The organism is Pseudobacteriovorax antillogorgiicola (genome assembly GCF_900177345.1).
GTDB lineage: Bacteria > Bdellovibrionota_B > Oligoflexia > Oligoflexales > Oligoflexaceae > Pseudobacteriovorax > Pseudobacteriovorax antillogorgiicola.
Genome location: NZ_FWZT01000007.1, coordinates 274476 through 295977 on the forward strand (window position 1 = coordinate 274476; position 21502 = coordinate 295977).

Here is a 21502-nt window from a genome sequence, read left to right on the forward strand (position 1 = left end):
TTTTGTTTTTTTCTATATCTATTTGTATTTATTGGACTAATATGGATCCTGAAACTAGACTGTCGCTGTAGTTTTAATATCGATTTGCATGCTTATGTACGATTTCTTTGCCCGATTTTTGACCGAGCACCTTTCATAATCTCAGATCTGTGCCATTATCCTATATGAGGAAAACAAAGGTTCACAATATCCTCAATCTCATTTAATTCTTTGTCTGTAAGAAGTGCAAATTCACCCTCTCGCCTTTTCTTGCCGAGCTTACCACCATTTTCTTTTATATAGTGAATGAGGCGTTTTGTTCGCTCATTTGGCATTTCAACGATCATCTCAATTCCACTTATAGCTTTATCGTAGCGCTTCAGATATTCGAGCTCTGAAGGTATGGAGTATTTAATAGTATGCTCTACACATTCAAATATGAATTCTACTGCTTCAGTACAGTCAAAATATCTATACAAATCAATTGTTTCATTGAGAATCCGGACATTTCCTTTTTCTGTCGGTTCCCACTCTATACAATCCATTAGAGGAGTCGAGTGATTGGTTAGGACTGAACGATAGTCTTCTATCCGCTCTAATAGGACTGATGAAATTGGAAAGATTACTTCTTTCGGGGTGTAACCACGTTTTGCCAAAATATGATGTAGGATAAAGCGATGTATCCTTCCATTTCCGTCATCATGTGGATGTATATAAACGAATCCGAAAGCAAAAGCCGCGGCTTGTAGCACTGGATTTACATCGGACTCAGCTAGCGTTTCTAATGCATGAAAAAAACCAGTGAGAAGAGTAGGTAAGTCAGTTTGTTTTGCGCCTATAAACTCAGGGATTGGAAAATTATTTTCATCACGTTCACCCAAGAATACTTCATCTTCTCGAATCCCTATTGTTGTAAAGCGACTATCAGTAATAAGTTGTTGATGAAGTCTAATAAGTTCGTCTAAATCAAGTTTATTTCTGCCGGCACTCGCAACTGCTTTAAGCCACCGCTCTATCCTACTTCTGGGGGCTTTCTCTCCTTCAATCGCAAAGCTTGCTTGGGTATCAGCGAGTAAAATGAAACTTGCAGCCCTCATGATCAAAGACCGGCTGACTTGAGAAATAATATCTTTAGCTTTCTCATCGAATTTCTGCTCTATGGCAGAGGATATTTTGTCTGTTCGTTGAATAACAGGGCAAAAATTCCTGTTGCCAAGCAGGTTGTTTCGAATTCGATGTCTTTTGGATACTGGTCCATTTGAGTTTGTAATATACTTCTTTGGATCAAGAAGCGGTTGTACTGTAACAGCTTTCAGGTCTTCCACATCGAGTTTTCTTTGATTAATATATTCAAAAAGGAACCATATCCGCCTCGCATATATACCCGTTGGTTTTTCCGCTAGCATCTCTTCGATGTTTTTTATTGGGATTTTTTTTAGAATTTGGCTTAAGCATAGGAAGTTCATTATTTCGTGTCTAAAGGCAAATTCTAGGTGATCTTGGATTCTGTCACCTGGCCAGTATCGCTTGCTATAGATCTGAAAATTGTCTTCTAACTTTGGCTTACTTGCTTTACTAAATTGGTCTGATACACAGCTTGGATAACCACGTAGTGGCGCTTTGATATCGAAAAAGTGAAGCAGAGCTGCATAGCCCACAAGCCGAATACCTTCAGGTACACGCAAATCATGGAAATACTTTGGTTGGAAGCTTTTAGGTGACATTGGTGGAAAAACCTTCAAATTGGTGGATTTCTATCTAATATACCACCTTTGGTGGAATTTTCATCATGCTGAGGTGGAAAAACTTTCACGTTAGTGGAAAAATCATCAAAATTTACACTTTAGTGGAAAAATAGTTGATTTCTTGAAAATAGTAAGAAAAAAGCCGGTCAAAGACCGGCTTGTGGATAGGCTTATAACCTATGGGAATGATTGATGTAAAAATTACATCATACCGCCCATGCCGCCCATACTTTTGGGAAGCTAAGAGCTTTGGTACTGATTAGTTTCCTTTTGTATTTATAGGTACTTACATTACAATTTTTCATCTGCAAATCTTCTCCGTTTAGCGTGTTTTGGTCTCGTTGGGTATCAAATTCGTCTCACTTTCGTCTCACCAGAGATTTGAGCCAAGTCTTCTTGTTAGCATTGAGTTAACCCTAACAGTTTGAAGTCATTGACATGGAAATCATTCCCAAGAAAAATGGAGAAAATAGCATGATAAAGTATATTGAGAATATCGAATCTATAGACAAGCTAGAATCAACCAACTACAGACCCATAAACGAAGATCAGGTAACAGCACTAGTGGCTTCCATTCGTGAGATTGGCTTGCAGGAACCTATCAAGATTTTCGAACTTGAAGGCACAAAACAACGCTATATCATCTCAGGACACCATAGGGCCGAGGCGATTAGACAATTAAGAGAATCAAACGCAAGGATCGTCTATGCCCTTCCAGCCGAACTAAAGCGAGGGACCAAAGAAGAGCTAGAAAGCCAAACAATCGTAGTTAGCTCTATCGTGGCAAACATGTTTCGTTCTGATATGACGGTCTTGGAGCGTGCAGCAGCTTACAAAAAGCTAGCCGACTCTGGCTTGTCGGTACAAGAGATAGCACGTCAATTAACTGTTGATCGTAAGACAGTGACCAACGGGCTGGCTGTGGCTGCACTTCCCCAGGATGCAAAGGATTGGGTCAAAGCTAACAAGGTGACGGATGCCAGGGTCTATCAAGTTGCCACTGCTTACAAACGTGATCCAAGTATTGACTGCATAGAGAGGTTAAGCAAGGCACCGGCTAAGAAAGCTAAGACCAAGAAGCTGATTACCATTGACCCTGACCTGCTTGCTGAGAAGCTTAGGAAAGCTAAGGTTGGAGAGGCTACGATCAAGAAAGTTGTTAGTGTGATTTAACGGACTACCGATACCGGGGAACGTCCTTGTTCCCCTTCTTATCTCGCTAACAGATAGCTGATCGCTCCTTTATATACTTGGAGCTTTCTATTACCGCAAAGTTTTACACTTAGCCCTTAAGTCGTTTTGAGCCCCCTCTTGTGTTCATGTGTTAAGTGATTGGTCTCAAAGTCTCTAGTTCTGCAGGAAAGACTGCCTACAGTTGCAATTTTCTTACTATCTTTGAGTCAATTATCTCATATAGAGGCCTGATCTTGGTATAATGAGTCATAATAACTTATGCATAGAAGCTTATATAGCTAAAATAACTTTATGATACTGCTAGCGAGAACAAAAGTATGGATAGAAGCAAGTTGAAAGCGATCCTATGTGATCTAGATGGAGTAATTAGAATACACCCGAACATAGCTGGCTCGATTGAGCAAAAATATGGCCTTCCAACAGGCAGTATTTTTTCCACCGCTTTTGAGCCAGGTCTACTCAAACAAGCCATCACTGGCAAAATTTCTGACATCCAGTGGCGACAAGCCATCTTTAAGAACCTATCCAAAAAGTTTCCAAAGCAAGATACTAAATCTGCTCTTGAATCGTGGTATGAGCCATCCAGCTATGTTGACATCGAAGCTCTCAATTATATACTATCGATATCACCAAATGCTCTCCTTGTGTTGGTTACCAATGCAACAAGCAGACTCAAAGAGGATCTTCGTGCTCTTTCCATTATCGATAAGTTCGATATAATTGTTAACTCCTCTCAAATAGGATTTATAAAACCTGATACTGAGATATTCAGTCATAGCCTTGAGCTAGCCAAGTGCAAACCTGAAGACGCTTTGTTTATCGATGATAAAATTGAAAACACTGATGCAGCAGCTAAATTTGGATTGTTTGCCCATCACTATACCTCTCTAGTAAACTTGAAGTCATACATTTCCGTGAATGCTGCTAAGTACCCTACCAGCAGTAATTGAATAGAAGGCCAACGCACCGCCATATTCTCGGTCATGTCCAACCTCATGCAACCAAACCTAGGCTTGATTGATCCGCTATGTGCCAGGGGAGTATGAGACAATTAGGGTGAAAGTTTAAAGAGTCCGGCTTTAGATCTTCAGAAATTGCTCGCACGTGTAGCGTTTACTAGTTTGGCTGTTTCTATGCTCCTAACAAGGGTCGAGGAGTGGTTTGAGAAGCAATGAAGTTTCGGATTCCAAAGTGTACTCGGTGGCAAGTGCTTTTAACTGAGATTGAGGGATAAACTGCATTTCTCGACTCAAGAGGGTGCCCACCAACAAGGGCAAGATTAGAAAGATGAACCGTGATGATATTAGCCTTATTGCAGAAAAGGTCGGATTTTAGAAAGTGTCAACTAGAAATATCATAAATAATATTAGCTAGATATAGTATCAATAATACTTCTTAGCTAAACTAAATACTACCTTAACCGATCTCTAGGTAAAATGGGACCATGGGGAGTAACCTAAAATTTCTAAACCAAAAGTCCTCAAAATTAAGAAGCGCAATATTTGGGAAAATAAGGATCAAGATTACTGGGTTCTTGTCGACTACTACCTCCATTTGCTGCTCCAACTGAAAGATTACTTTTCAGTTTCCAGAGAAAGTATTAGTGAAGATGCGGAAAAAAAACTAAAGAAGTTTCAGGACATCCAATCTGATTTAGAAGAGGCAGTTAAAAAGACAGGTAAGTTTGATGGCCTCGAACTTGAAGACGTTCGGTATCAGCAAGACCTTCCAACCCTAATGGATTTTCTTAACCGTAGTATGATCATTAACCTCTTCAGTTATCTTGATGCATTCATTGGGGACATTTCAAAGCTAGTACTGAAACAAAACCCTAATCTTGGAACAAAGCTGGGGAGAAATTTTACTTATTCCGACCTTGCTAAAGTTAATGATGTTGAGAGTCTAAGAAGGCAAACCTTAGATAACGAGATAGATAGAATCAGAAGAGGCAGTTACAAAGAAATTTTCAAAGAACTAGGATCGATGTTCAACGTAGCATTGGGTGATTTTAAGCGATGGGAAAATTTTATTGAACTTTCTCAAAGAAGAAATCTACTTACCCATAACGATGGAGTTGTTTCTCAGCAATACCTCAACGAAGTGTCTTACGAGTTTACCTCTAAAGTCTGCCTAAATGGAAAAGTTGTAGTAGATGCGGGATACGTTGAAGATAGCATTGATCTAATTTTTGAAATAATCCTGTTAGTGTCCCAATCAATCTTCAGAAAGAACTATGTTAATGATCTCCCGAAAGCCAATGAATTTCTGATTCAAACAATCTTTATGATTCTATCAATGGAAAACTGGCAACTAGCGCAAAAGCTATCAGAATATGGTTGCTTCCTAATAGACAACTTTCCAAATCAGCTAAAATCCCTAGAGAAAAAGATTCTAAAGATCAACGCAGCCCAAGCCTACAAGTGGGCAGGTGATAGCGCAGCTGCGGATAAATGTCTGAATGACTTCGACTGGAGTAGTTCAAATAGGAATATTCAACTTGCCGAGAAAGTTCTACGAGATAACTTCGATAAGGCATATGAACTCATGGAGAAAATTGGTAAAGAAGGTGAACTAATAAATGAGGAAGCATACTATCATTGGCCCCTATTTAGAGAAGTTAAAAAAGAACCTAAGTTTAAAGAAACCCTTAAGTCAATTTATGGAAAATCAAAGAGCGAAGATAAGAAAACTTCCTGAAAATTATTTCTACAAGCCCAATCATTGTATTCTAAAAATCAGCACGCCCTATAAAAGTTGGATGTCCCTCGTAGACATCCCCACAATCCCCTACAGTCAAAGTCACCCGAACACCAAGGAGTGGCCATGCGAACCAATTGGACCGATGACATCTTTTAAGAATGCAAGACTTAAGAAGAATGGAAGCAGCCTAGCCCGATGACCCTTGTCCTGGTTGCGGGATGCCTGGAGTACATTTAGGTGTGGGCGTTCCATAGAAGGGCTATAACGCAGGCTGGTCAGTGAGGCCAACCCGATATTTCATAATCTCAAAAAGCTTCGGATTGTGAAAATATCGAAGGCGAATTCTAGGCCCTAACATTCCGCATTGGTCTTGACCAATAATGTAAAATCCTCGCTTTAGCTTATAGGAAATAATTCTATTGTTAAAAATATGGTGTAACGAATCAACTTCATCAAAGACCTTTGTCTCATTTAATATGATATCGAGCATTTTCCTATAAATGCCATGATCACGATATTCTGCTTCTACAAGCGACATATGCATCATAAATCTGTTTCTGGACTCAGCCATTCCCCAAGAAAGACCAATTAACCTATCCCTATCAAAAGCTCCAACTCTTACCTTAGTTCCATTTTTCTTGAAGTTTTTGTCACCTTCAAAGTGATAGTTCCATGATCGGATAAAAGTCCCCGAGGATTCTAGGTTTCTCTCAACAAGATCATTAAACTGATCTTCCGGATACTCATCCACCAGCTTAATCTCGATACTCATGCCAGTACTCCATGCATTTCGGTGTTACGGGTTAGAACCCTCCGAGTGATAGCATCAAAGAAACTATTTGTTTATCGTTTTCTTTTAAAAGATATCCTTCGCGGACGCCCCACAATCCCCTACAGTCACCCCGATCAACAAAGGAGTAACTATGCGTATCAATTGGTCCAATGACAGCTTTGAAGACTACGCTAACGAAGATGAATGGATAAGTTCTCCTCCCACGATTCTTATCCTAGCTGTGGTATGCCTGGAGTAGCTAAAGGTGTGATGTGCTTAAATTGCCGGTGTGAAGTATTGTAGGGGAGGTACTCCTAAGCGCTTTGCTCACAAGCTGACCAAAGAGACAATCTGATACTAGGTTTGACTCCTTTCTGGAAAATGTCATAATGAGATAATCGGCAAAATAATTGAATCAAGGGCAACATGATCAGATATATAGTCGGGCTAATATTCCTTGTAATCATTTGTCTAACATTCCTATACATAGCACGTCATACGAGTCCATCGGTTGAATCATTACCTTACTCTGAAGACCTTCCTGAAGGACAGCCTTGATAAGTTTACCCACAAATATGACCTTAACGGAAGCCTGAAAGCTTCCTCTAGCCCTGTGCTAAAGCTAGTCTGGCAGACTACCATTCCATCGAATGTATGCTTGATCTTTCAAGAACAGTGGATAAATGTCATGATAAACTAAGTCTATGTTTTTTACCAAGTCAGGCCCGGTGAATCCTATTTCTAGGCTATCCTTCTCATGATCATAACGCAGTACATTGTAGGAAGTCACTGGTTCAATGTCTAAATCGATCCAGTTGAATTCAAACGTCACACCGTAAATAAACTCAGACCCTCCCCTCCCAGGCTTTTCTATGACAAATCTACTTACAAAGTCTCCCTCGTCATTAGAAATGACTTTCTCATTATTCCTTTCAGAACAATCAGACCTTTTGTAAAACCCGGTGTCGACATAAATGATTTCTTCAGATGTAAATTCTAGGATTCCCATTATATATTCGCCGTAGTCATTTGGCCCGAAACAGTTCGACTTCCAGCGACCAACAATCTTTGAATGAAGATCCGTAGGGGTGTATATTTCTCTCGCATCCAATGCAGGCGGAGGCTGAATTTCAAGCCCAAGGTCGTTAGCAATAGCTGATTCAAAAACCATCGTTAGGCTTGAAAGACAGATTGAGGCAGCTAGAGTAGTTCTTTTCATATTTCATCCCTAAATAACGCTGAGTAAATTTTACTCGAACCTAGCATCTTGTCAGTTTGTACACAATACGACTAAGAAAGGTTAATTTGAGAACCATTTATCATTCGTTCAAACCTAGACAGCTCTGCCAAATGACTCGAAAGCCAAATGGATCGAGTAAGGTTAGGCATCCGTTTAGGTGTGTCGATTCTTAACTATATTCGATCGCTTAGTAGCTTTCACGTTTTTTTGGGAATAGGAAGCCAGCCCTCAAGAATAGAGGCCTGGCATTGTGAGAACATGTCCCTATTTGCTACGGACGGAAATTACTACCGATAGTAGCCCTGCTTACCTATACCCAATGATTCAAACTCTTTTTCAATCTTCTCGTCAGAGTCTTTGAAGGTACTACCTCGCCACAATGAGACTTGAATACTCTTGAATATATATGAATCGCCAAGTTCAGGGTCATCCTCATCATACTTATCAAAAGATTCTATATGTTTTACAGCATCCCTTGGATCAACTTTCAAAGGGTTAATTCCATTAAAGTCAATTCCAAAGCCATCTGAATCCCAAACTTCAATGTACTCGACTCGATTGTCGCTATCATAGTTAACAAAATAGCCGGACAAATATTCCTTCCTACTTCCATCAACAAATGTTGGCCTACCTATAACCTGTTGAACTTCACTTTCCTTCATTCCAATTTTTACGGGCCCTATTGAGCCAAGTGGAATCACCTTGAAAATATCCATACTACAACCCCAGTGAATCTATATAATCAAGCATCTCTTTTATCTCTTTATCATACATATGATCGAATTTTGATCTAACATCGTCAATATCCATCTGCAAGGCATCTCTGAATCTACCTCTTTCAATAAGCTCCTTTTGTCTTGCTCGATAGTCCTTTGCAGCTTGAGTATTGCCGACACTAGCCGTCTGCCTATGATGTTCTCGCTTCATGGAAATAGCTGAGCCATTGTACTCAGACACAGGGCTTGCTGCCTTAGCAGGCATATGATGAGATTCGTTTCCAGGCACTTTACCTTGAATCAAACCATGCTTGCCACCTAATGCTTCGCTGGACTGTTGCCAATGAGGGTTAGGATCTTTCTTGAGGCTTCTACTAATGACTTCGAGCTTCTTGGGTTCTTTCATTTTCAAGATGGACTGAAGACTAAAAATCCTCCTTATCTTTTTCGCTCTTTCAGCCTTGACCACCGTATCGCCGATTAGATCAGCAATCTTAACTATCGTTTTCCCGACTTTGATTGAACTGCTACCAATACCAGCGGTAGCAACACCAGCAACGCTAGTCCAATATTCAAAGTCTGAAACCTCTTCTCCTGTGACCATGTTCTTGCCAGTGAGCAATACATGTAGGTCACTTGCCATAGATCCTACGGGGTTTAGATTTAAGGCCGCATCAGCCGCCAGCAACGCAATTTTTCGGGCAATGTCGCCTTCTTCATATTCCCCTTTTCTATAAGCCTGATCTGCAACCTGAATAGCTGCCTCAGAAGCATTCACTAGAGTCACCCGTTGCTGAAAGGTCCCATCGCCCTGGTATCTGGTATAGACCTCTTCACGGATAGCCTCGACGTAGCCTTGGGTAGCAATGAGTTCACGCTGCTCTACGTAGACAGCTGCTTGACCATTAGGAAGCTGGCCATAGTCAAGCTCAACCGTCGGGACCCCATCGATGACACCCTGCATCTCGGAATTATAGCCATTCACATCACCAGTGATAGCAGTTGTAAATTTCTCAATGCCATTTTCACGCACCCACTGGTGAGACGACCCCACACTTGTACTAAGTCCTGGCTTTAGATCGTCAAGGGCCTTAAGATGAGCCTGGATCTTATCAACAGTGGCCTGGATCTGATCGACAAGGGCTTTCTTACGCTTGGCTTCTCTTCGCTTTCTGGCGTTCTCACCTGTTACTTCTCCAAATGCATTTTTGACGCCCTCTTCAAGGTTGCCCCAACTCTTGGTTAGATCCCCTAAGTCATAGTTGGGCACTGGAAGGTCATCCCTTTCTGGATCATAGCTTGGCAGCTCGTCAGGGTCGGAAGGAATAGGCTCAGGGGTGCTGCCACTGTTACCTGTCGTATCTTCCGGCGGCGGTCTTTCACGATCATCGGGCGAGTGGCACTCAATGGGCGCTACCCAATTGCTACAAGGATCTTCTTTTTGCTCCCCATATTGATAGATCGATCCACCGTTGATCTGACAGCCACCGCCACGGCAATGACCATGGTCGTTGATGCTGTCGGGATCACAACCGAATAGAAATAAAACTGATAGATATAGAAACGCTAGTTTGACGATCTGCATTGCTCAACTCCTTTTCTGTAGATGGTTTCTATGACTCTGAATCCTGGTAGTCCTGTAACTTTTTCAGATTGCTCTAAGTAATTTTGCATGTGCTTTGCGCACTCTTCCGAGTAGGTGCCATGTTCTATTCGCCTTTGTGCCAGCAGCTTTTGGCGACCAAGTACACCCTCCCAACCCATAGCTTCAAGACGCTCGGCCCTGCGATGGGCGACTGGAATGATCCTTGTGACTAGGTGGTCAAGGAATGCCTCGGCTACTTCAGGGTAGTCGGCGGCTGCAAGCTCAATTTGCGCTTTGAAGCCATAGGCCTTTGCTATGTCCGACTTGTAAAGTGCCAAAGGTTTTTCGTACTGAATGTAGACTTGGTATAGGTTGTTACGGTCCCAATCTGTGTAGGCATTGAGCCACCAAAGTTCATAAGCATTGGCTAGATCATTAACGTGCAGGATGGCTCTGATCTTTGATCTCGTTTCTGATAGCTCATCCAAATAGTACTGAGAAGGGGCATTGCTCCATTTCTGCCTGATTGACTCGTAAGCAAATCTGATAAGGTTCTGCCTCGATTTTCTAACCTCTAGAATGTAGCGCTTTATCTGCATAAGCTGGGTGGTCATCGTAATCCTGGTCGTATCGAGGACTGCTAGAGCTGGGTCAATATCAGCATCTTGACAGTTTACCGACATCAACCAGTTGATCTCATCTTTTTGCAACTCGTAACGCTGCTTCATTCTGGTTTGGGTTTCATCGATAACTTTTAGAAAGATCGATTCGGAAAGGGTCAGTTTCACCACATCATCAGCCATCTTTAGATATCCGCGATCAAGCTCCTTAATTGCATCGTGATTTTCAAGGCCTGTCTTTTCCTGTGATAGATGCCCATCAATGAAAGACTGAATCAGAGCTATACCTTCGCTGTGCTTAGCCTTTAGGTGGCTAAAGTTTCGGTAAACGTCATAGTTCATTCTTTCTGGTGCTGGACTGCTTTTTAGTGCTTCAATAACTAAGGGAGTATCAGACCTGTCGTCAAAGAACGTCTGCCTATAGCCATTAATCTCAGAGGCTATGGCGTCAAGGCGATAGGTACACTCGTTTACTCTTGCCACCTTTGGCAGGCAGACATTGTTCAGATAGTCTAGGGCACGCCTGATCTCTTCTTCACTGGCACCGGCTGGCGGTTTTGTAAATTCACACAATGGTGCTGCACTCAGTAACCTTGGTAGCAGCAATAGGATAAAGACAAGTAATCTCATAAATACCTCCGTTTGAAAGGGAGCATCTGCCCCAGTTAATTAACGATTGCTGATGTAGCGTTGAACATGCTCAATTTCAGATTTGACATTGGCGTCTTGTCTAGCAACGATGTCATTGATAAGAAGGCCTAGCTCTTGGTCTTTGACTTCAAACCAGTCAACGATCAGGTCATGGCTCTTTTTGGTAGCGCACTGAGACTTAAAGCGAACAAATCTTGCTTGACTGATGCCATCTGGCTTTGGCATCGTTCGAAGGTCTGATGTTGAAATGGTGTCACAGTCGATACCATCTAGAACTATCCTAATTTCTTCCTCAACCGAGCAATCATGGGTTACATCTGAATAGTCATAGCCAAACTGCAAGAAAAAAGTATCCTTGGCATCAGTGACGACTTCCCAGTATAGATCATCATCGCTGTACTTATCGATCATGCACCATAGGGCTTTTTCGTGTCCGATTTTCGCATAAAGGTCTTTCTTCTTTTCAGGAAGCTCCAGTAGGTAAAGCTCCATGTTATCACTAACATTTGTAAGGTACTCGTTAAGTTCCTCTGGAGTCTTATACATGGAGCAGGATCGGTGTGTTGATACACCAAAGGAAGGATGAGAACACTGCTTGTATAGGGCAACACCAAATTCAGCACGCTCACACGCTGAATAAGCGGCGACACCAAACGCTGAGTGACGACAGGAGGCGGGAATACGTTCCCAGCCTACGCATGCACCAACCGGTTCAGCGCAAATACCGCGATACCATAGATTACAGTCCTCATAGACGGCACAAGCACCACGAGTCGTCCCGCAATGTTGCTCGCTTGTTCCCTCATTAAATAGTGCCGGTGGACAAAGACTGCTAACTTGGGAATTATAACGCTCGATACCACAGACTTCACCACGATTAGCGTGATAGGATTCGACACCACAAATTGAATGACGAACGGTTTTAAGCTCAAGCGATTGAGCCTTCGGAGAAAAAAGACACACGAGTACAGCTACAGCAAAAAACAGCTTCATTTGCTACTCCAGAAATAGATTTTATTGTCAGTTTGTTTTTGGCAATCTGGTGAACCACCTCGCCAGGACGGGAGATTTCAGCACACAATTGCTAGGCACTGCTTTCAATTCCCGTGGAAGACCCCTAGAGGGTAGGCTGTACATCGATACAGAGTTGGGCCTTACTTAGGTGACTTTCCAAGGGAATTGAAATTGTGTTCTACTTTGATTCGGCTCCTTTCATATCCGTTAAAGATTCGATGAGCTGAATGTAGTCACTGGATTTGGAGTGTCGATGTGAGATAGTGTGTAATTGGGGGATTCTTACGGGAATGGAAATATTGGGCCGGTATAGGAATTCTGGCCCAAAATAGCTCTAATGAGTTTCGTTATCAGAAGTAGGTACCTCTTGCGGAGGCGAATCCAAGAATAGGCTTGGATTCTATCTTTCGAGCTGGGCTGAACGACACTCGATGGGAAGCTTCCCATTGAGCGCCGAACTATCTACTTGCAGTTACCTTGTCCATCACAGCCTGGCTTGATGCCGTACTTTGAATCGAACCCCTTCTCCCAAAGACGTTGCTGCTCTAACTGGGAGATTTCTCTATAAGACTCTTCTAGATTTGCCTCCAGAGAATCGGTTTCCATATTCTTGCCAATTAAGCAAGAGCCTAAGATTATATTTAACGCAAGAAGTAAGCCAATTAGAATAATTGCTTTATCCACGAGTTGTCCTTATCTTTTTACAGCATCCATCGCCAAATAGCACACTAAACGCCACTAGGCTCGATGGGAAACTAACCAAAAATGGAAACTTGATGGGAACTTCCCATCAAGCGCAAACTACCTACTTGCAGTTACCTTTTCCATCACAGCCCAGCAAATCCCAAGGTTGGTATTGTTGGGGCTCTTATTAAAAACGGCTATGTCCCCTTAGGGAGTTTCTTTCTTCTCACGCTGAGTCTTTTCAGCTTCTTTCTTGATTTCGAGAGCCTCTTTCTTGATTTCAAGAGCCTCTTTCTTGATTTCAAGAGCCTCTTTCGCGATTCTATTTTTCTCTTCAGCTATTTCGTTTGCGATCTTTCGATTTCTTGATGTCGTATAAGTGTAGAAAGCCAGAATTGCAACCAGCGCTACTGAAGTCAAGCGTATAAGTATAAGGGCACTCATCTCTTGATTGACTCCCAGTTCTGAACATTCAACATTGGATGAAGTCCTACGGCAACATTTTTAACCAGTAAAATAGCGGCGCCTAACAAATGAACCTCTTTGACGCAAAAGTGATATTGGTAAAGTGGTCTAGAATGAAAACCTCCCATCGAGCCCAAAACTATCTATTCGCAGTTGCCTTTTCCATCGCAGCCTGGTTTAACTCCGAACTGACTGGATTGAAAACCATAGTCATAAAGCCATCGATCCTCGTTATTCCGAATGCGCCGTTTCATGTTCTCAGTGTACTCTTTCTCCTGGAATACCGTGTAGATGAACAACAAAATATGTCCAACTAAGAAAAACATAATAACCTTGACTACCGGGCTCTTCCAGCCTGAAAGCTTCTTTTCACAATCGAATTTACTTCTTGCCAATATAGTTACCTCTTCCATCGTACCCGCTGCGAATTCCATAGAAAGAGTCATATCCATCAATCCACTTAATTTGCTCTCTAAGATCCAAAATCGTATTTTCCAATATATGGATTTGCGTGCCTAAGTGATGAACGCTGACCATCAAGGAAAATATCATAATCATCAATGAAATAATTAAAAGAAAGTTGGTCCTATGATTCATCGCTTATCCCGTCCTAATCCTGTTGATTACTTGATTCTAGGAATACTATTTTTCCAAATTCCGAAGACTTTCTTGTAGTCGTCTACTATTTGTAATCTTGTGATTCCCTGGAAGAGCGGGGACCAAATAGAAAACTCCAATTGATAGTCGTGTTCATGGAGATCTTAGAGACTCACTATTGCTTTATAATTGGTTACTGCCCTCATATAGGCTAATTGCAGTTACCCTTTCCATCACAGCCTGGCTTGATACCGTACTTTGAATCGACCCCCTTCTCCCAAAGAGACTGCTGCTCTAGCTGCACTATTTCTTTTTCTAGAATTAACTTTTCTCTGTCGGTCAACAACTTCTCTTGCTGAATTGTTTCTTTCAGATTATCGATTTCCATATTCTTGCCGATAAGACAAGAGACCAATATTATGTTTGTCGCAATAAGTACGCCAATTAAAATAATCGCTTTATCCACGAGTTGTCCTGATCTTATAGAGCATCCATCGCCAAATAGCACACTAAACGCCGCTAGACTCGATGGGAAACTAGCCTGGGAATGAAAAGCTCGATGGGAACTTCCCATCGAGCACAACCAATCTACTTGCAGTTACCTTTTCCATCGCAGCCCGGTTTTACTCCGTACTCGGACTCCTCACCCACAGAGTACTTGAGTCGCTCGATCGAGTTTTTAAGGTGCCAATTTTCTTGCTTCAAATCTTCTTTGAGATGCCTAATATCTTGCTTCAAATCCAAAATATCTTGTCTATTCTGATGAGTCGATAGTACTACATATGAAGATAGAAGAAGTATAAGGCTCAATAGGTTAGACGGCCTCAATACGCTTTCAAGCCTTTCTAGTTGCTTATCTGTCCTCAAAATTCTTTCAAGCCATTCCACTAGTTGCTTAGCCCGCCTCAACACTCTTTCAAGCCTTTCCATCGCTAGCAATCCTCCATTTTCATACGTAGCAACTCTCAAAACCAAGCCCAAGGTTGGTATTGTTGGGGCTCTTATTAAAAACGGCTATTTCCCCTTAGGGGGCTTCTTTCTTCTCACGCTGAGTCTTTTTAGCTTCTTTCTTGATTTCGAGAGCCTCTTTCTTGATTTCAATAGCCTCTTTCTTGATTTCGAGAGCCTCTTTCGCGATTCTATTTTTCTCTTCAGCTATTTCGTTTGCGATTCTATTTTTCTCTTCAGCTATTTCGTTTGCGATCTTTTGATTTCTTGATGTCGTATAAGTGTAGAAAGCCAGAATTGCAACCAGCGCTACTAAAGCCAAGCGTATAAGGGCACTCATCTCTTGATTGACTCCCAGTTTTGAATATGACATTTTAAAGGAACAATTGCTTTTTTCCCTCTAAATTCATTTGACTTATAATCTATAGGATCGCTCTCTTTTCCCATATTTTCCTCAAATTCTTGAGAGTATGTTGTAAACTTATTCGACCTATTCAAAATATGCTTATAGTCTGATGACTCAGCAATCTGCCTTTCATAAACACCCTCGCAGACTGCCGCTTCAGTTCCTTTGGAAAAGTGAAGATTATGAGGGTTTCTATTAATGGGGGTATTATCGCGAGCATTCCATCCCCCCTCTCTAGTCCAATGAATACCCAGGCTATTGGCTCCATGGATATTGAATGGATTCACATCTTTAATAGGCTTTGATTTGGAAGGGTCTTTCTTATCTTTCTCCTCTACTGTAGTCGAGTGAGAAGGGTTAGGATTTGAGTTGTCTTTTTGATCCGCTCCACTCTTCTTCTCAAGCTCTAAAGCTTCAGCCGCAATTCTATTTGCTTCAGCCGAAAGTCTATTTGCCTCTTGAGCAGCCTTTACAGCTTCAGCCGCAATTCTATTTGCTTCTCTGGCACTTTCTTCTGCAATTCTATTTGCTTCCTCAGCATTTTTATCGCTTGACCATGCAGCATAAGCTGCTATCACAACGCCACTAACTGTAGATGCACATATGGCATTAGTTGCACAAGCGACGATAGGTGCTAGTGGCCCTGCCCCCCTGGTGTTGATCTTATCTCGGTAGACAGTTCCAGTTATTGTCCCAACTAGCTGACCATCTTGTCGACTCTGGCCTCCAAGCTTTATTTTACTTCCATCTTGATTAGCAACCAAGCAGTCAAGAGCTTCGTGTGCCGAAGGGTTAACAGACTTCAGTAGATCCATTAATTCCTTTGTTTCAGCATTAGCTAGCTTAGACGTTGGATCTCCATCGAGTGCAGCAATAATTGTAAGTGTCATTTCATATTGATTTTCACAAGTCTCGCTGTCTTCGAAGTACACCTTTTGATGATCATACATATCCTTTATCTCTAAGAATCGCTCTTGGACATCTTCATCAACTTGATTAGAAGAAATGCTAAAGGATGGTGCTTCAACTGAGTTAATGAGTTTTTCATACTTGTTGACTGTTTTTTGACTACACTTGGAGTTGAGAGCCATCTGCCGAGGGTTATTTATAGACTCCACTAGAAGCTCTGAACAAGCTTTCTTCTGCGTGTTCGTGCAGTCGGAAACACCTTCCATGAGAGGAGGGGAAACGGCTTCGCCTCCTAGTGAACTCACCGCCTCTTGAAACTTGCTTTCCTCGGTTTTGAGAAACCTCCCAACTTTAGACTGTAGATCATAAAATCTGGAGGGACTCACAGTTTTTAGTCGAGCATTACAAGCGATAGTAGGATCTTTCCCCTCGTATAGCGCATCCAGCACACTTTTTCCTAGATTATCACCTTTAATGTGTATCTTTGGTTGTTTTCTCCAATCAGGGAGTCTATCAGATGGAAAGCCACCGCCGATATTGATGATATTGGGTTGCCCTCGTCCTCCGCTAATGCCTGAAGACTTTGTGCCGATGAATGGATCTTCGATACGCAGGCTTTTATCGTCTGGCACGTTCAGTTTTCTATGAATATCAAGATCCCCAAGATCCCCAAGATCAAACTTTTTAAGTTTATTCTCTGCTAGTCTAAAATTTGGTGCAGCCCGAACAACTGGCTCAAAGAAAATAAGATAAGCAAGTGCGCTTGCCATAGCTCGTTTCACTATCATTCCTTTTTGGATCTACGAAATACATTGCTGTTACCCGTCAGAATGGGCAGGTGAAGGCTTTCTAATCTAAAGAGACGAGCTAAGCAAGGAAATTCGAGAGGTTTATTGATATATTTTACTCATCCGTCATCAGGGCTAAATTTGAGGAGCAATTAACTGGCTGATTTATTGAACTTTTGACTGAGAGTTACCAAAGTTAAGTGTGCCCGTCCTACGCATGTAATATACCAAGGCGCACCCCACCATAGCCAGAGTATTTCCTAGCCAAAATTCATTAAGTCTTCAAAGATCACGGGGAAAGAGTCGTCATTTCATATGCTTGAGCGCTATCGTCAAAAAGTTCGCAAGGCTCATCAAAGTAAACCTTACCCTCAAGCCCAATCTTTTTAACCAAAAGCTCTTTAGGATACTCTTGCTCGATGTATTCATCGGTACTTGTAACCTTTAGAGACGCGAGATTGTTTTGGGGTTTCATCCTATATATACTTCACGTAGAATAGACTGAGCAAAGAGTTCGATCAAATCTACCTGAGCCCAGATCTTCTGAATCAATATGGAACAGAAGCTCACCGGAGTCCCACCAGCAGAGTTCCAAATCCCTGAAGGAGGGTAATAGAAGAAGTAGCTTGAGGTTATCCTCAATTTCGTCTGGATCATGAGGCCTTGAACAAGGACCTAGGATTTGTGCCTTTGACGTATTACCTATGGCCGCTGTAATAGATTTATAGAGTTCATAAATATCCGTTCGGTGATCCTCAAGTAGCTCCTCCATCTCCTCAAACTCCTTTTCGTGGAGACTAAAGTACCCGAGGTCAACTACCCCTACTCCTTCTCTAAATTCCAAGGCACACTCTTTGAATTCTTTTCCGTATGATTCTAATGATGCAGTAAAACTCGAATCTTCTGTAGAATAGACTACCGAGTTAGTAATGGAGCTTGCATCATCCTGTGACCCGATGAAGAAGTAGAGTATACCTTTCTCAGGCAAACCCGATATTGAAGGACATTCGGATAGATTCAATTGAAGTAGGAAGGATAAAACTTCACCGCTAGAATGATCTTTAGGCCACACAAATGATTCAGGTAAGTCGGGTCTACCGCCGATCTTAGAAACGCCCGTAGATGGCTGATCCTTCGTTGGGATAACGTAAACACAAGGTTCGATCAACCTTTGAACTTTGTTAAAAAGGGATCGATGTTTTGTTTGGCTAAACTTCTTCTCAAAACTTTCCACTACTTTAAGCCCTCATCAATGCGGGGCGAGAACCCCGCAATATTTATTCACCTGGACAGATAGACAATGTCGAGTCGTTTTTAGGGTACTCTAATCCAGTCACTTCTTCCCAAATTCTTACGCCTCCAGTGTGTGGAAACTTCTTATGAACCGCAGTTTTCACCAACATCATAACTCCAATTCGATGATCGTGATGCCAAGTGTAACCCTTAGGCCTACAAGGGGTGCCTCTAGAGTTGAGAAAACCAGCTTTCTTACTCGCTTCTTTGAAGTCGTCTAATCTAGAACCTGTTAGCTCAATTGTAACTACGTTTTTTTGAGCCCCCTTAAGATCTTTCTTCACGAAAGGACCAAAGTCTGGAAAACCGTACTTGTTATAGACCACAGTAACATCTCCGACACCCGATATCTTTTTTACGTATGCGATACTGCCATCTGGCAAACTATCTTTGCTAATCAAGTCGTTGACTGGTTTTCCAAGAGGTATTCTATCTAAAATATCAAGCATCTCTTCAAATGCAAGGTCGCCTTTTGACGAAATACCTTTAAGATACTTCTGAGCTAGTGGAGTTATGGTGGCCACCATCGTACCGACAGTTGCTTCCCAGGCTAATCTATTGCCTGCGATAATCCCCATGGCAGCATAGAGTCTTTGCTCTCGACTCAGGTTGTTTCCATAGATATCTTTTCCATACCACATCTCATAGAAGTCAACACCGTTACCAGCGGGTGTGATCCCAAGCGCAATTTGAGTAAGTTCCTTCGCGACCCGTACTAGGTGCTCTCGTTTTTCTCTATTTGCCTCAATCGCACGCAACATATCAGCTTGTCGCAATGCACCTTCTGCGAGAACAACTGCCATTTTCAAGTTTTCAGCCATGTTATCAAAACCGGCCTTAAACTGCTTTAGCTCATTATAAGTGGATAATATTTCGCGTCCGATAGTATCTGGAGACTGAACACTATATTCAAAAAGATCTGCTACGACAGGCGCTTCTCCCTTCCCATCGTCGCTCCCAAATGTATAGCGATACTTCGTCCCACCACCTGCAAGATCATCATGCCACAGAAACCTCATATTTTATGATTGTATTGTTTTGACCTGTTTTTCGGAAACTAGGGTGAAAGTAGATTACACTTTCACCAAACCCTTTCTCCGAAACTTCAATTCCAGCAAAATCTTCCATATCTTGCCTTCTAGCAAAAACAAGTAATTTTTTACCCGAGGGATCCTCCTTCTCAAAGGCATCAGCAGCGAATTGAAATTCGCTCTCATTGGTAAAAAGGTACCAAGGAGTGAAGGTTTTAAGTCTTAGTGTGAATAGCCAGCGAAGTTGGTTTGGCCATTCTTTTTTGATTTCCATAGTTTTCACTCGCATCGGATGTTAAATATAGCTGAAAAATCTACTTGCCCAATCTTTGAATCCATCAACACCCTTACATTTACCGGTATACTTATCAAATAGGTAGATTGATGGAACAAAACGCAATCCCACTTTTTCACAGAATGAAGCTATTGTACAAAGGTTTGAAGGGGATATAGCGCCATCTTCTTCTAAAACAGCTGCAAAATTGCCAAAGTTGCTCAAATAAAGTTTAATGATGGAGTTTGAAGTTCTTAGACAGGCTGGAATTGTTAGTTCTACTCCGTAAGAGGCATCTTGAATACTTGGGTAAGCCTCTATCTTGAAGTCATCGGAAAAGTGATTATTTAGAAGAGCTTTGAGCTTCTTGCCCGCTGCTTCTACTTTAATTCTAATTTCCTTGTAGTTTCCATTTGGGTATTGTGGATAATTAGGATCATCTGCTTCATTGAATAGTTTAGAATAGTTCGGCTGGTTTGAAAGCAAATCTAGGTACTGAGTATCGACTTCTGAAATAGATAAGTTTCTCATCTCGTACTCGTCGATTAAATCCATTCCGGTTAGTACTAATTTTCCATTTTTAACCATCGCCCATGGCCCACCTTCTTGGTCACAGTGATGATAAACAGTAGTAGAGCCAGCATTTTCCTTATCAATTTTTAGATAAGTTGACACCCCATAGTGACCTAAACCAAACTCGTCCAGAATGTGCTTTGTTTTCTCTTCTGAAATTAAAGAAGGAATTTGCCCTATAGGAACACTTTTCTTGACCTCGCCTATCAAGTGAGCATGGAGATGTGAGTTTGGGTAAAACACACAATCTACTTGGAGATTGTTAAACTTGATAACATGAATTTTCTCTAGCAATTCGGGCTCTGCTTGAATCGCTATGTGCCAGGGGAGTATGAGACAAATCTGCCGATAGATTAGTATAATGTTTGCGCGGTAGTGAAAGGTTTCAAAATGACAAAGAATCAAGAAAATCTTACCAAAAGCAAAGACACTCATCAGGTAGATGATAAGCCTAAAAGAAGGCAGCTCAGCCCTGAGTACAAAAAGAAGATCCTTACAGAACTGGAACAGACTCAAGGGAAAAGAGGGGCTGTAGGGGAGATCCTCCGTCGAGAGGGTCTTTATGCAACCCAAGTGGCCACATGGAAGAAAGAGCTAGAGGACGGAATTGCAGGCCTGTGGTCTAAGAAGAGAGGGCCTAAGCCAAATACCGAAGCGGCACTTCGTAAAAAGATTGAGAAGCTAGAGAAGCGCAATGCTATGCTAGAGCGCAGGCTTGGCAATGCAGAGACTATTATTGACTTCCAAAAAAAACTTGCGAACATGGTAGGGATCGAGCTGCCCGAGAAAGATATGCCTCGGAGCGAGGACGACTGATAGAGCTAGGGCAAGGCCTGGTCAGTGAGGGTGAAGCAGTAGCTTGGCTAGCTAAGGTTCTAAGTCTTTCCAGATCAAGCTTGTATCGTTCCAAAAAATACAGAAACCAAAGTGGCCAGCGAGTAGCTTCTAGGCCACGTAATGCTCTCGATAAGGCCGAAAAAGATAGGATAATGAAAGTTTTGAATTCTGAGGAGTATATCGAGGACTCGCCGTATCAAGTGGTAAGTAAACTGCTTGATAGGGGGGAATGGCTATGCTCTGTTCGTACCATGTATCGGGTACTAAAAGAGCGGAATCAGTCTCGTGATCGTCGTAATCAGCGTAGTCATCCAAGTTTTCAGAAGCCAGTACTGGTCGCTCGCAAGCCTAATAGGGTTTGGTCATGGGATATTACTAGGCTACCGGGTCCTTACAAGGGTCACTACTTTTACCTTTACGTGATGCTTGATATCTACAGCCGCTACGTAGTTGGTTGGATGGTGAGCGATAAAGAAAATGC

The 21502-nt window shown here is 42.0% G+C and carries 24 protein-coding genes; 5 read left to right on the plus strand and 19 right to left on the minus strand.

The window, feature by feature from the left end:
- Positions 1–155: 155 nt before the first annotated feature.
- Complete coding sequence (locus B9N89_RS11725; RefSeq protein ID WP_132318193.1) at positions 156–1721, minus strand: Fic family protein; 1566 nt, start codon at positions 1719–1721, stop codon at positions 156–158.
- A gap of 477 nt (positions 1722–2198) precedes the next feature.
- Here B9N89_RS11725 and B9N89_RS11730 point away from each other — a divergent pair, with 477 nt between their 5' ends.
- The 3 genes from B9N89_RS11730 to B9N89_RS11740 all read left to right on the plus strand — a co-directional run bounded on the left by B9N89_RS11730 (position 2199) and on the right by B9N89_RS11740 (position 5615).
- Positions 2199–2897, plus strand: a complete 699-nt coding sequence (locus tag B9N89_RS11730; protein WP_159455317.1) for a ParB/RepB/Spo0J family partition protein — start codon at positions 2199–2201, stop codon at positions 2895–2897.
- 338 nt (positions 2898–3235) lie between these two features.
- Positions 3236–3868 carry an HAD-IA family hydrolase gene (locus tag B9N89_RS11735; RefSeq protein ID WP_132318189.1) on the plus strand — a complete coding sequence of 211 codons (633 nt, stop codon included), beginning with the start codon at positions 3236–3238 and terminating at the stop codon, positions 3866–3868.
- Positions 3869–4472: 604 nt separating this feature from the next.
- Positions 4473–5615, plus strand: coding sequence for a hypothetical protein (locus B9N89_RS11740; protein WP_132318187.1), 1143 nt, complete (start codon positions 4473–4475; stop codon positions 5613–5615).
- A gap of 262 nt (positions 5616–5877) precedes the next feature.
- Here the strand turns inward: B9N89_RS11740 and B9N89_RS11745 are convergent, their stop codons facing one another.
- The 18 genes from B9N89_RS11745 to B9N89_RS11830 all read right to left on the minus strand — a co-directional run bounded on the left by B9N89_RS11745 (position 5878) and on the right by B9N89_RS11830 (position 20478).
- Positions 5878–6390, minus strand: a complete 513-nt coding sequence (locus B9N89_RS11745; protein WP_132318185.1) for a hypothetical protein — start codon at positions 6388–6390, stop codon at positions 5878–5880.
- A 622-nt stretch (positions 6391–7012) separates the two neighbouring features.
- Complete coding sequence (locus B9N89_RS11750) at positions 7013–7609, minus strand: hypothetical protein (RefSeq protein WP_132318183.1); 597 nt, start codon at positions 7607–7609, stop codon at positions 7013–7015.
- Between the two features lie 308 nt (positions 7610–7917).
- Positions 7918–8346 carry a hypothetical protein gene (locus B9N89_RS11755; RefSeq protein WP_132318181.1) on the minus strand — a complete coding sequence of 143 codons (429 nt, stop codon included), beginning with the start codon at positions 8344–8346 and terminating at the stop codon, positions 7918–7920.
- Between the two features lies 1 nt (position 8347).
- The gene (locus B9N89_RS11760) at positions 8348–9931 is read right to left on the minus strand and encodes a pre-toxin TG domain-containing protein (protein ID WP_132318179.1); all 1584 of its coding nucleotides are present in this window, start codon (positions 9929–9931) and stop codon (positions 8348–8350) included.
- Positions 9913–11181 (minus strand): hypothetical protein, encoded by a 1269-nt coding sequence (locus B9N89_RS11765; RefSeq protein ID WP_132318177.1) that lies wholly within the window; start codon positions 11179–11181, stop codon positions 9913–9915. The genes B9N89_RS11760 and B9N89_RS11765 overlap by 19 nt, the downstream gene beginning before the upstream one ends.
- 39 nt (positions 11182–11220) lie before the next feature.
- Positions 11221–12195, minus strand: coding sequence for a hypothetical protein (locus B9N89_RS11770; RefSeq protein WP_132318175.1), 975 nt, complete (start codon positions 12193–12195; stop codon positions 11221–11223).
- A gap of 483 nt (positions 12196–12678) precedes the next feature.
- Positions 12679–12900 (minus strand): hypothetical protein, encoded by a 222-nt coding sequence (locus B9N89_RS11775; protein WP_132318173.1) that lies wholly within the window; start codon positions 12898–12900, stop codon positions 12679–12681.
- Between the two features lie 207 nt (positions 12901–13107).
- Positions 13108–13344 carry a hypothetical protein gene (locus B9N89_RS11780; protein WP_132318171.1) on the minus strand — a complete coding sequence of 79 codons (237 nt, stop codon included), beginning with the start codon at positions 13342–13344 and terminating at the stop codon, positions 13108–13110.
- Between the two features lie 164 nt (positions 13345–13508).
- A complete protein-coding gene (locus B9N89_RS11785) occupies positions 13509–13799 on the minus strand; it encodes a hypothetical protein (protein ID WP_165931701.1) in 291 nt (96 codons plus the stop codon).
- 374 nt (positions 13800–14173) lie between these two features.
- The gene (locus B9N89_RS11790) at positions 14174–14428 is read right to left on the minus strand and encodes a hypothetical protein (protein ID WP_132318167.1); all 255 of its coding nucleotides are present in this window, start codon (positions 14426–14428) and stop codon (positions 14174–14176) included.
- A 122-nt stretch (positions 14429–14550) separates the two neighbouring features.
- Positions 14551–14892 carry a hypothetical protein gene (locus B9N89_RS11795; protein ID WP_143478173.1) on the minus strand — a complete coding sequence of 114 codons (342 nt, stop codon included), beginning with the start codon at positions 14890–14892 and terminating at the stop codon, positions 14551–14553.
- A 94-nt stretch (positions 14893–14986) separates the two neighbouring features.
- Positions 14987–15250 carry a hypothetical protein gene (locus B9N89_RS11800; protein WP_132318163.1) on the minus strand — a complete coding sequence of 88 codons (264 nt, stop codon included), beginning with the start codon at positions 15248–15250 and terminating at the stop codon, positions 14987–14989.
- On the minus strand, positions 15247–17007 hold the full coding sequence (locus B9N89_RS11805) for a hypothetical protein (RefSeq protein ID WP_132318161.1): 1761 nt from the start codon (positions 17005–17007) through the stop codon (positions 15247–15249). Before B9N89_RS11805 ends, B9N89_RS11800 begins: the two co-directional genes overlap by 4 nt.
- A 295-nt stretch (positions 17008–17302) precedes the next feature.
- The gene (locus tag B9N89_RS11810) at positions 17303–17488 is read right to left on the minus strand and encodes a hypothetical protein (protein ID WP_132318159.1); all 186 of its coding nucleotides are present in this window, start codon (positions 17486–17488) and stop codon (positions 17303–17305) included.
- A 12-nt stretch (positions 17489–17500) separates the two neighbouring features.
- Positions 17501–18247: a DUF1963 domain-containing protein gene (locus B9N89_RS11815; RefSeq protein ID WP_132318157.1), complete on the minus strand. Its 747-nt coding sequence runs from the start codon at positions 18245–18247 to the stop codon at positions 17501–17503.
- A 43-nt stretch (positions 18248–18290) separates the two neighbouring features.
- The gene (locus tag B9N89_RS11820; RefSeq protein WP_132318155.1) at positions 18291–19325 is read right to left on the minus strand and encodes an HNH endonuclease; all 1035 of its coding nucleotides are present in this window, start codon (positions 19323–19325) and stop codon (positions 18291–18293) included.
- Complete coding sequence (locus B9N89_RS11825; protein ID WP_132318153.1) at positions 19306–19611, minus strand: hypothetical protein; 306 nt, start codon at positions 19609–19611, stop codon at positions 19306–19308. Before B9N89_RS11825 ends, B9N89_RS11820 begins: the two co-directional genes overlap by 20 nt.
- Positions 19612–19632: 21 nt before the next feature.
- Positions 19633–20478 carry a hypothetical protein gene (locus tag B9N89_RS11830; protein WP_132318151.1) on the minus strand — a complete coding sequence of 282 codons (846 nt, stop codon included), beginning with the start codon at positions 20476–20478 and terminating at the stop codon, positions 19633–19635.
- A 96-nt stretch (positions 20479–20574) separates the two neighbouring features.
- Between B9N89_RS11830 and B9N89_RS11835 the strand changes: the two genes are divergently transcribed.
- Both B9N89_RS11835 and B9N89_RS11840 read left to right on the plus strand, forming a co-directional pair.
- The gene (locus B9N89_RS11835) at positions 20575–21000 is read left to right on the plus strand and encodes a helix-turn-helix domain-containing protein (RefSeq protein WP_132318149.1); all 426 of its coding nucleotides are present in this window, start codon (positions 20575–20577) and stop codon (positions 20998–21000) included.
- A gap of 173 nt (positions 21001–21173) precedes the next feature.
- A partial coding sequence (locus B9N89_RS11840) for a DDE-type integrase/transposase/recombinase (protein ID WP_132318147.1) occupies positions 21174–21502 on the plus strand: 329 nt, incomplete at its 3' end.

Coding starts and splice junctions, on each gene's coding strand:
- B9N89_RS11820 (WP_132318155.1), bottom strand. CDS start 19,325: ATGAGGTTTCTGTGGCATGATGATCTTGCAGGTGGTGGGACGAAGTAT.
- B9N89_RS11750 (WP_132318183.1), bottom strand. CDS start 7,609: ATGAAAAGAACTACTCTAGCTGCCTCAATCTGTCTTTCAAGCCTAACG.
- B9N89_RS11800 (WP_132318163.1), bottom strand. CDS start 15,250: ATGAGTGCCCTTATACGCTTGGCTTTAGTAGCGCTGGTTGCAATTCTG.
- B9N89_RS11795 (WP_143478173.1), bottom strand. CDS start 14,892: ATGGAAAGGCTTGAAAGAGTGTTGAGGCGGGCTAAGCAACTAGTGGAA.
- B9N89_RS11755 (WP_132318181.1), bottom strand. CDS start 8,346: ATGGATATTTTCAAGGTGATTCCACTTGGCTCAATAGGGCCCGTAAAA.
- B9N89_RS11785 (WP_165931701.1), bottom strand. CDS start 13,799: ATGGAATTCGCAGCGGGTACGATGGAAGAGGTAACTATATTGGCAAGA.
- B9N89_RS11810 (WP_132318159.1), bottom strand. CDS start 17,488: ATGAAACCCCAAAACAATCTCGCGTCTCTAAAGGTTACAAGTACCGAT.
- B9N89_RS11745 (WP_132318185.1), bottom strand. CDS start 6,390: ATGAGTATCGAGATTAAGCTGGTGGATGAGTATCCGGAAGATCAGTTT.
- B9N89_RS11735 (WP_132318189.1), top strand. CDS start 3,236: ATGGATAGAAGCAAGTTGAAAGCGATCCTATGTGATCTAGATGGAGTA.
- B9N89_RS11765 (WP_132318177.1), bottom strand. CDS start 11,181: ATGAGATTACTTGTCTTTATCCTATTGCTGCTACCAAGGTTACTGAGT.
- B9N89_RS11835 (WP_132318149.1), top strand. CDS start 20,575: ATGACAAAGAATCAAGAAAATCTTACCAAAAGCAAAGACACTCATCAG.
- B9N89_RS11760 (WP_132318179.1), bottom strand. CDS start 9,931: ATGCAGATCGTCAAACTAGCGTTTCTATATCTATCAGTTTTATTTCTA.
- B9N89_RS11730 (WP_159455317.1), top strand. CDS start 2,199: ATGATAAAGTATATTGAGAATATCGAATCTATAGACAAGCTAGAATCA.
- B9N89_RS11780 (WP_132318171.1), bottom strand. CDS start 13,344: ATGAGTGCCCTTATACTTATACGCTTGACTTCAGTAGCGCTGGTTGCA.
- B9N89_RS11770 (WP_132318175.1), bottom strand. CDS start 12,195: ATGAAGCTGTTTTTTGCTGTAGCTGTACTCGTGTGTCTTTTTTCTCCG.
- B9N89_RS11825 (WP_132318153.1), bottom strand. CDS start 19,611: ATGGAAATCAAAAAAGAATGGCCAAACCAACTTCGCTGGCTATTCACA.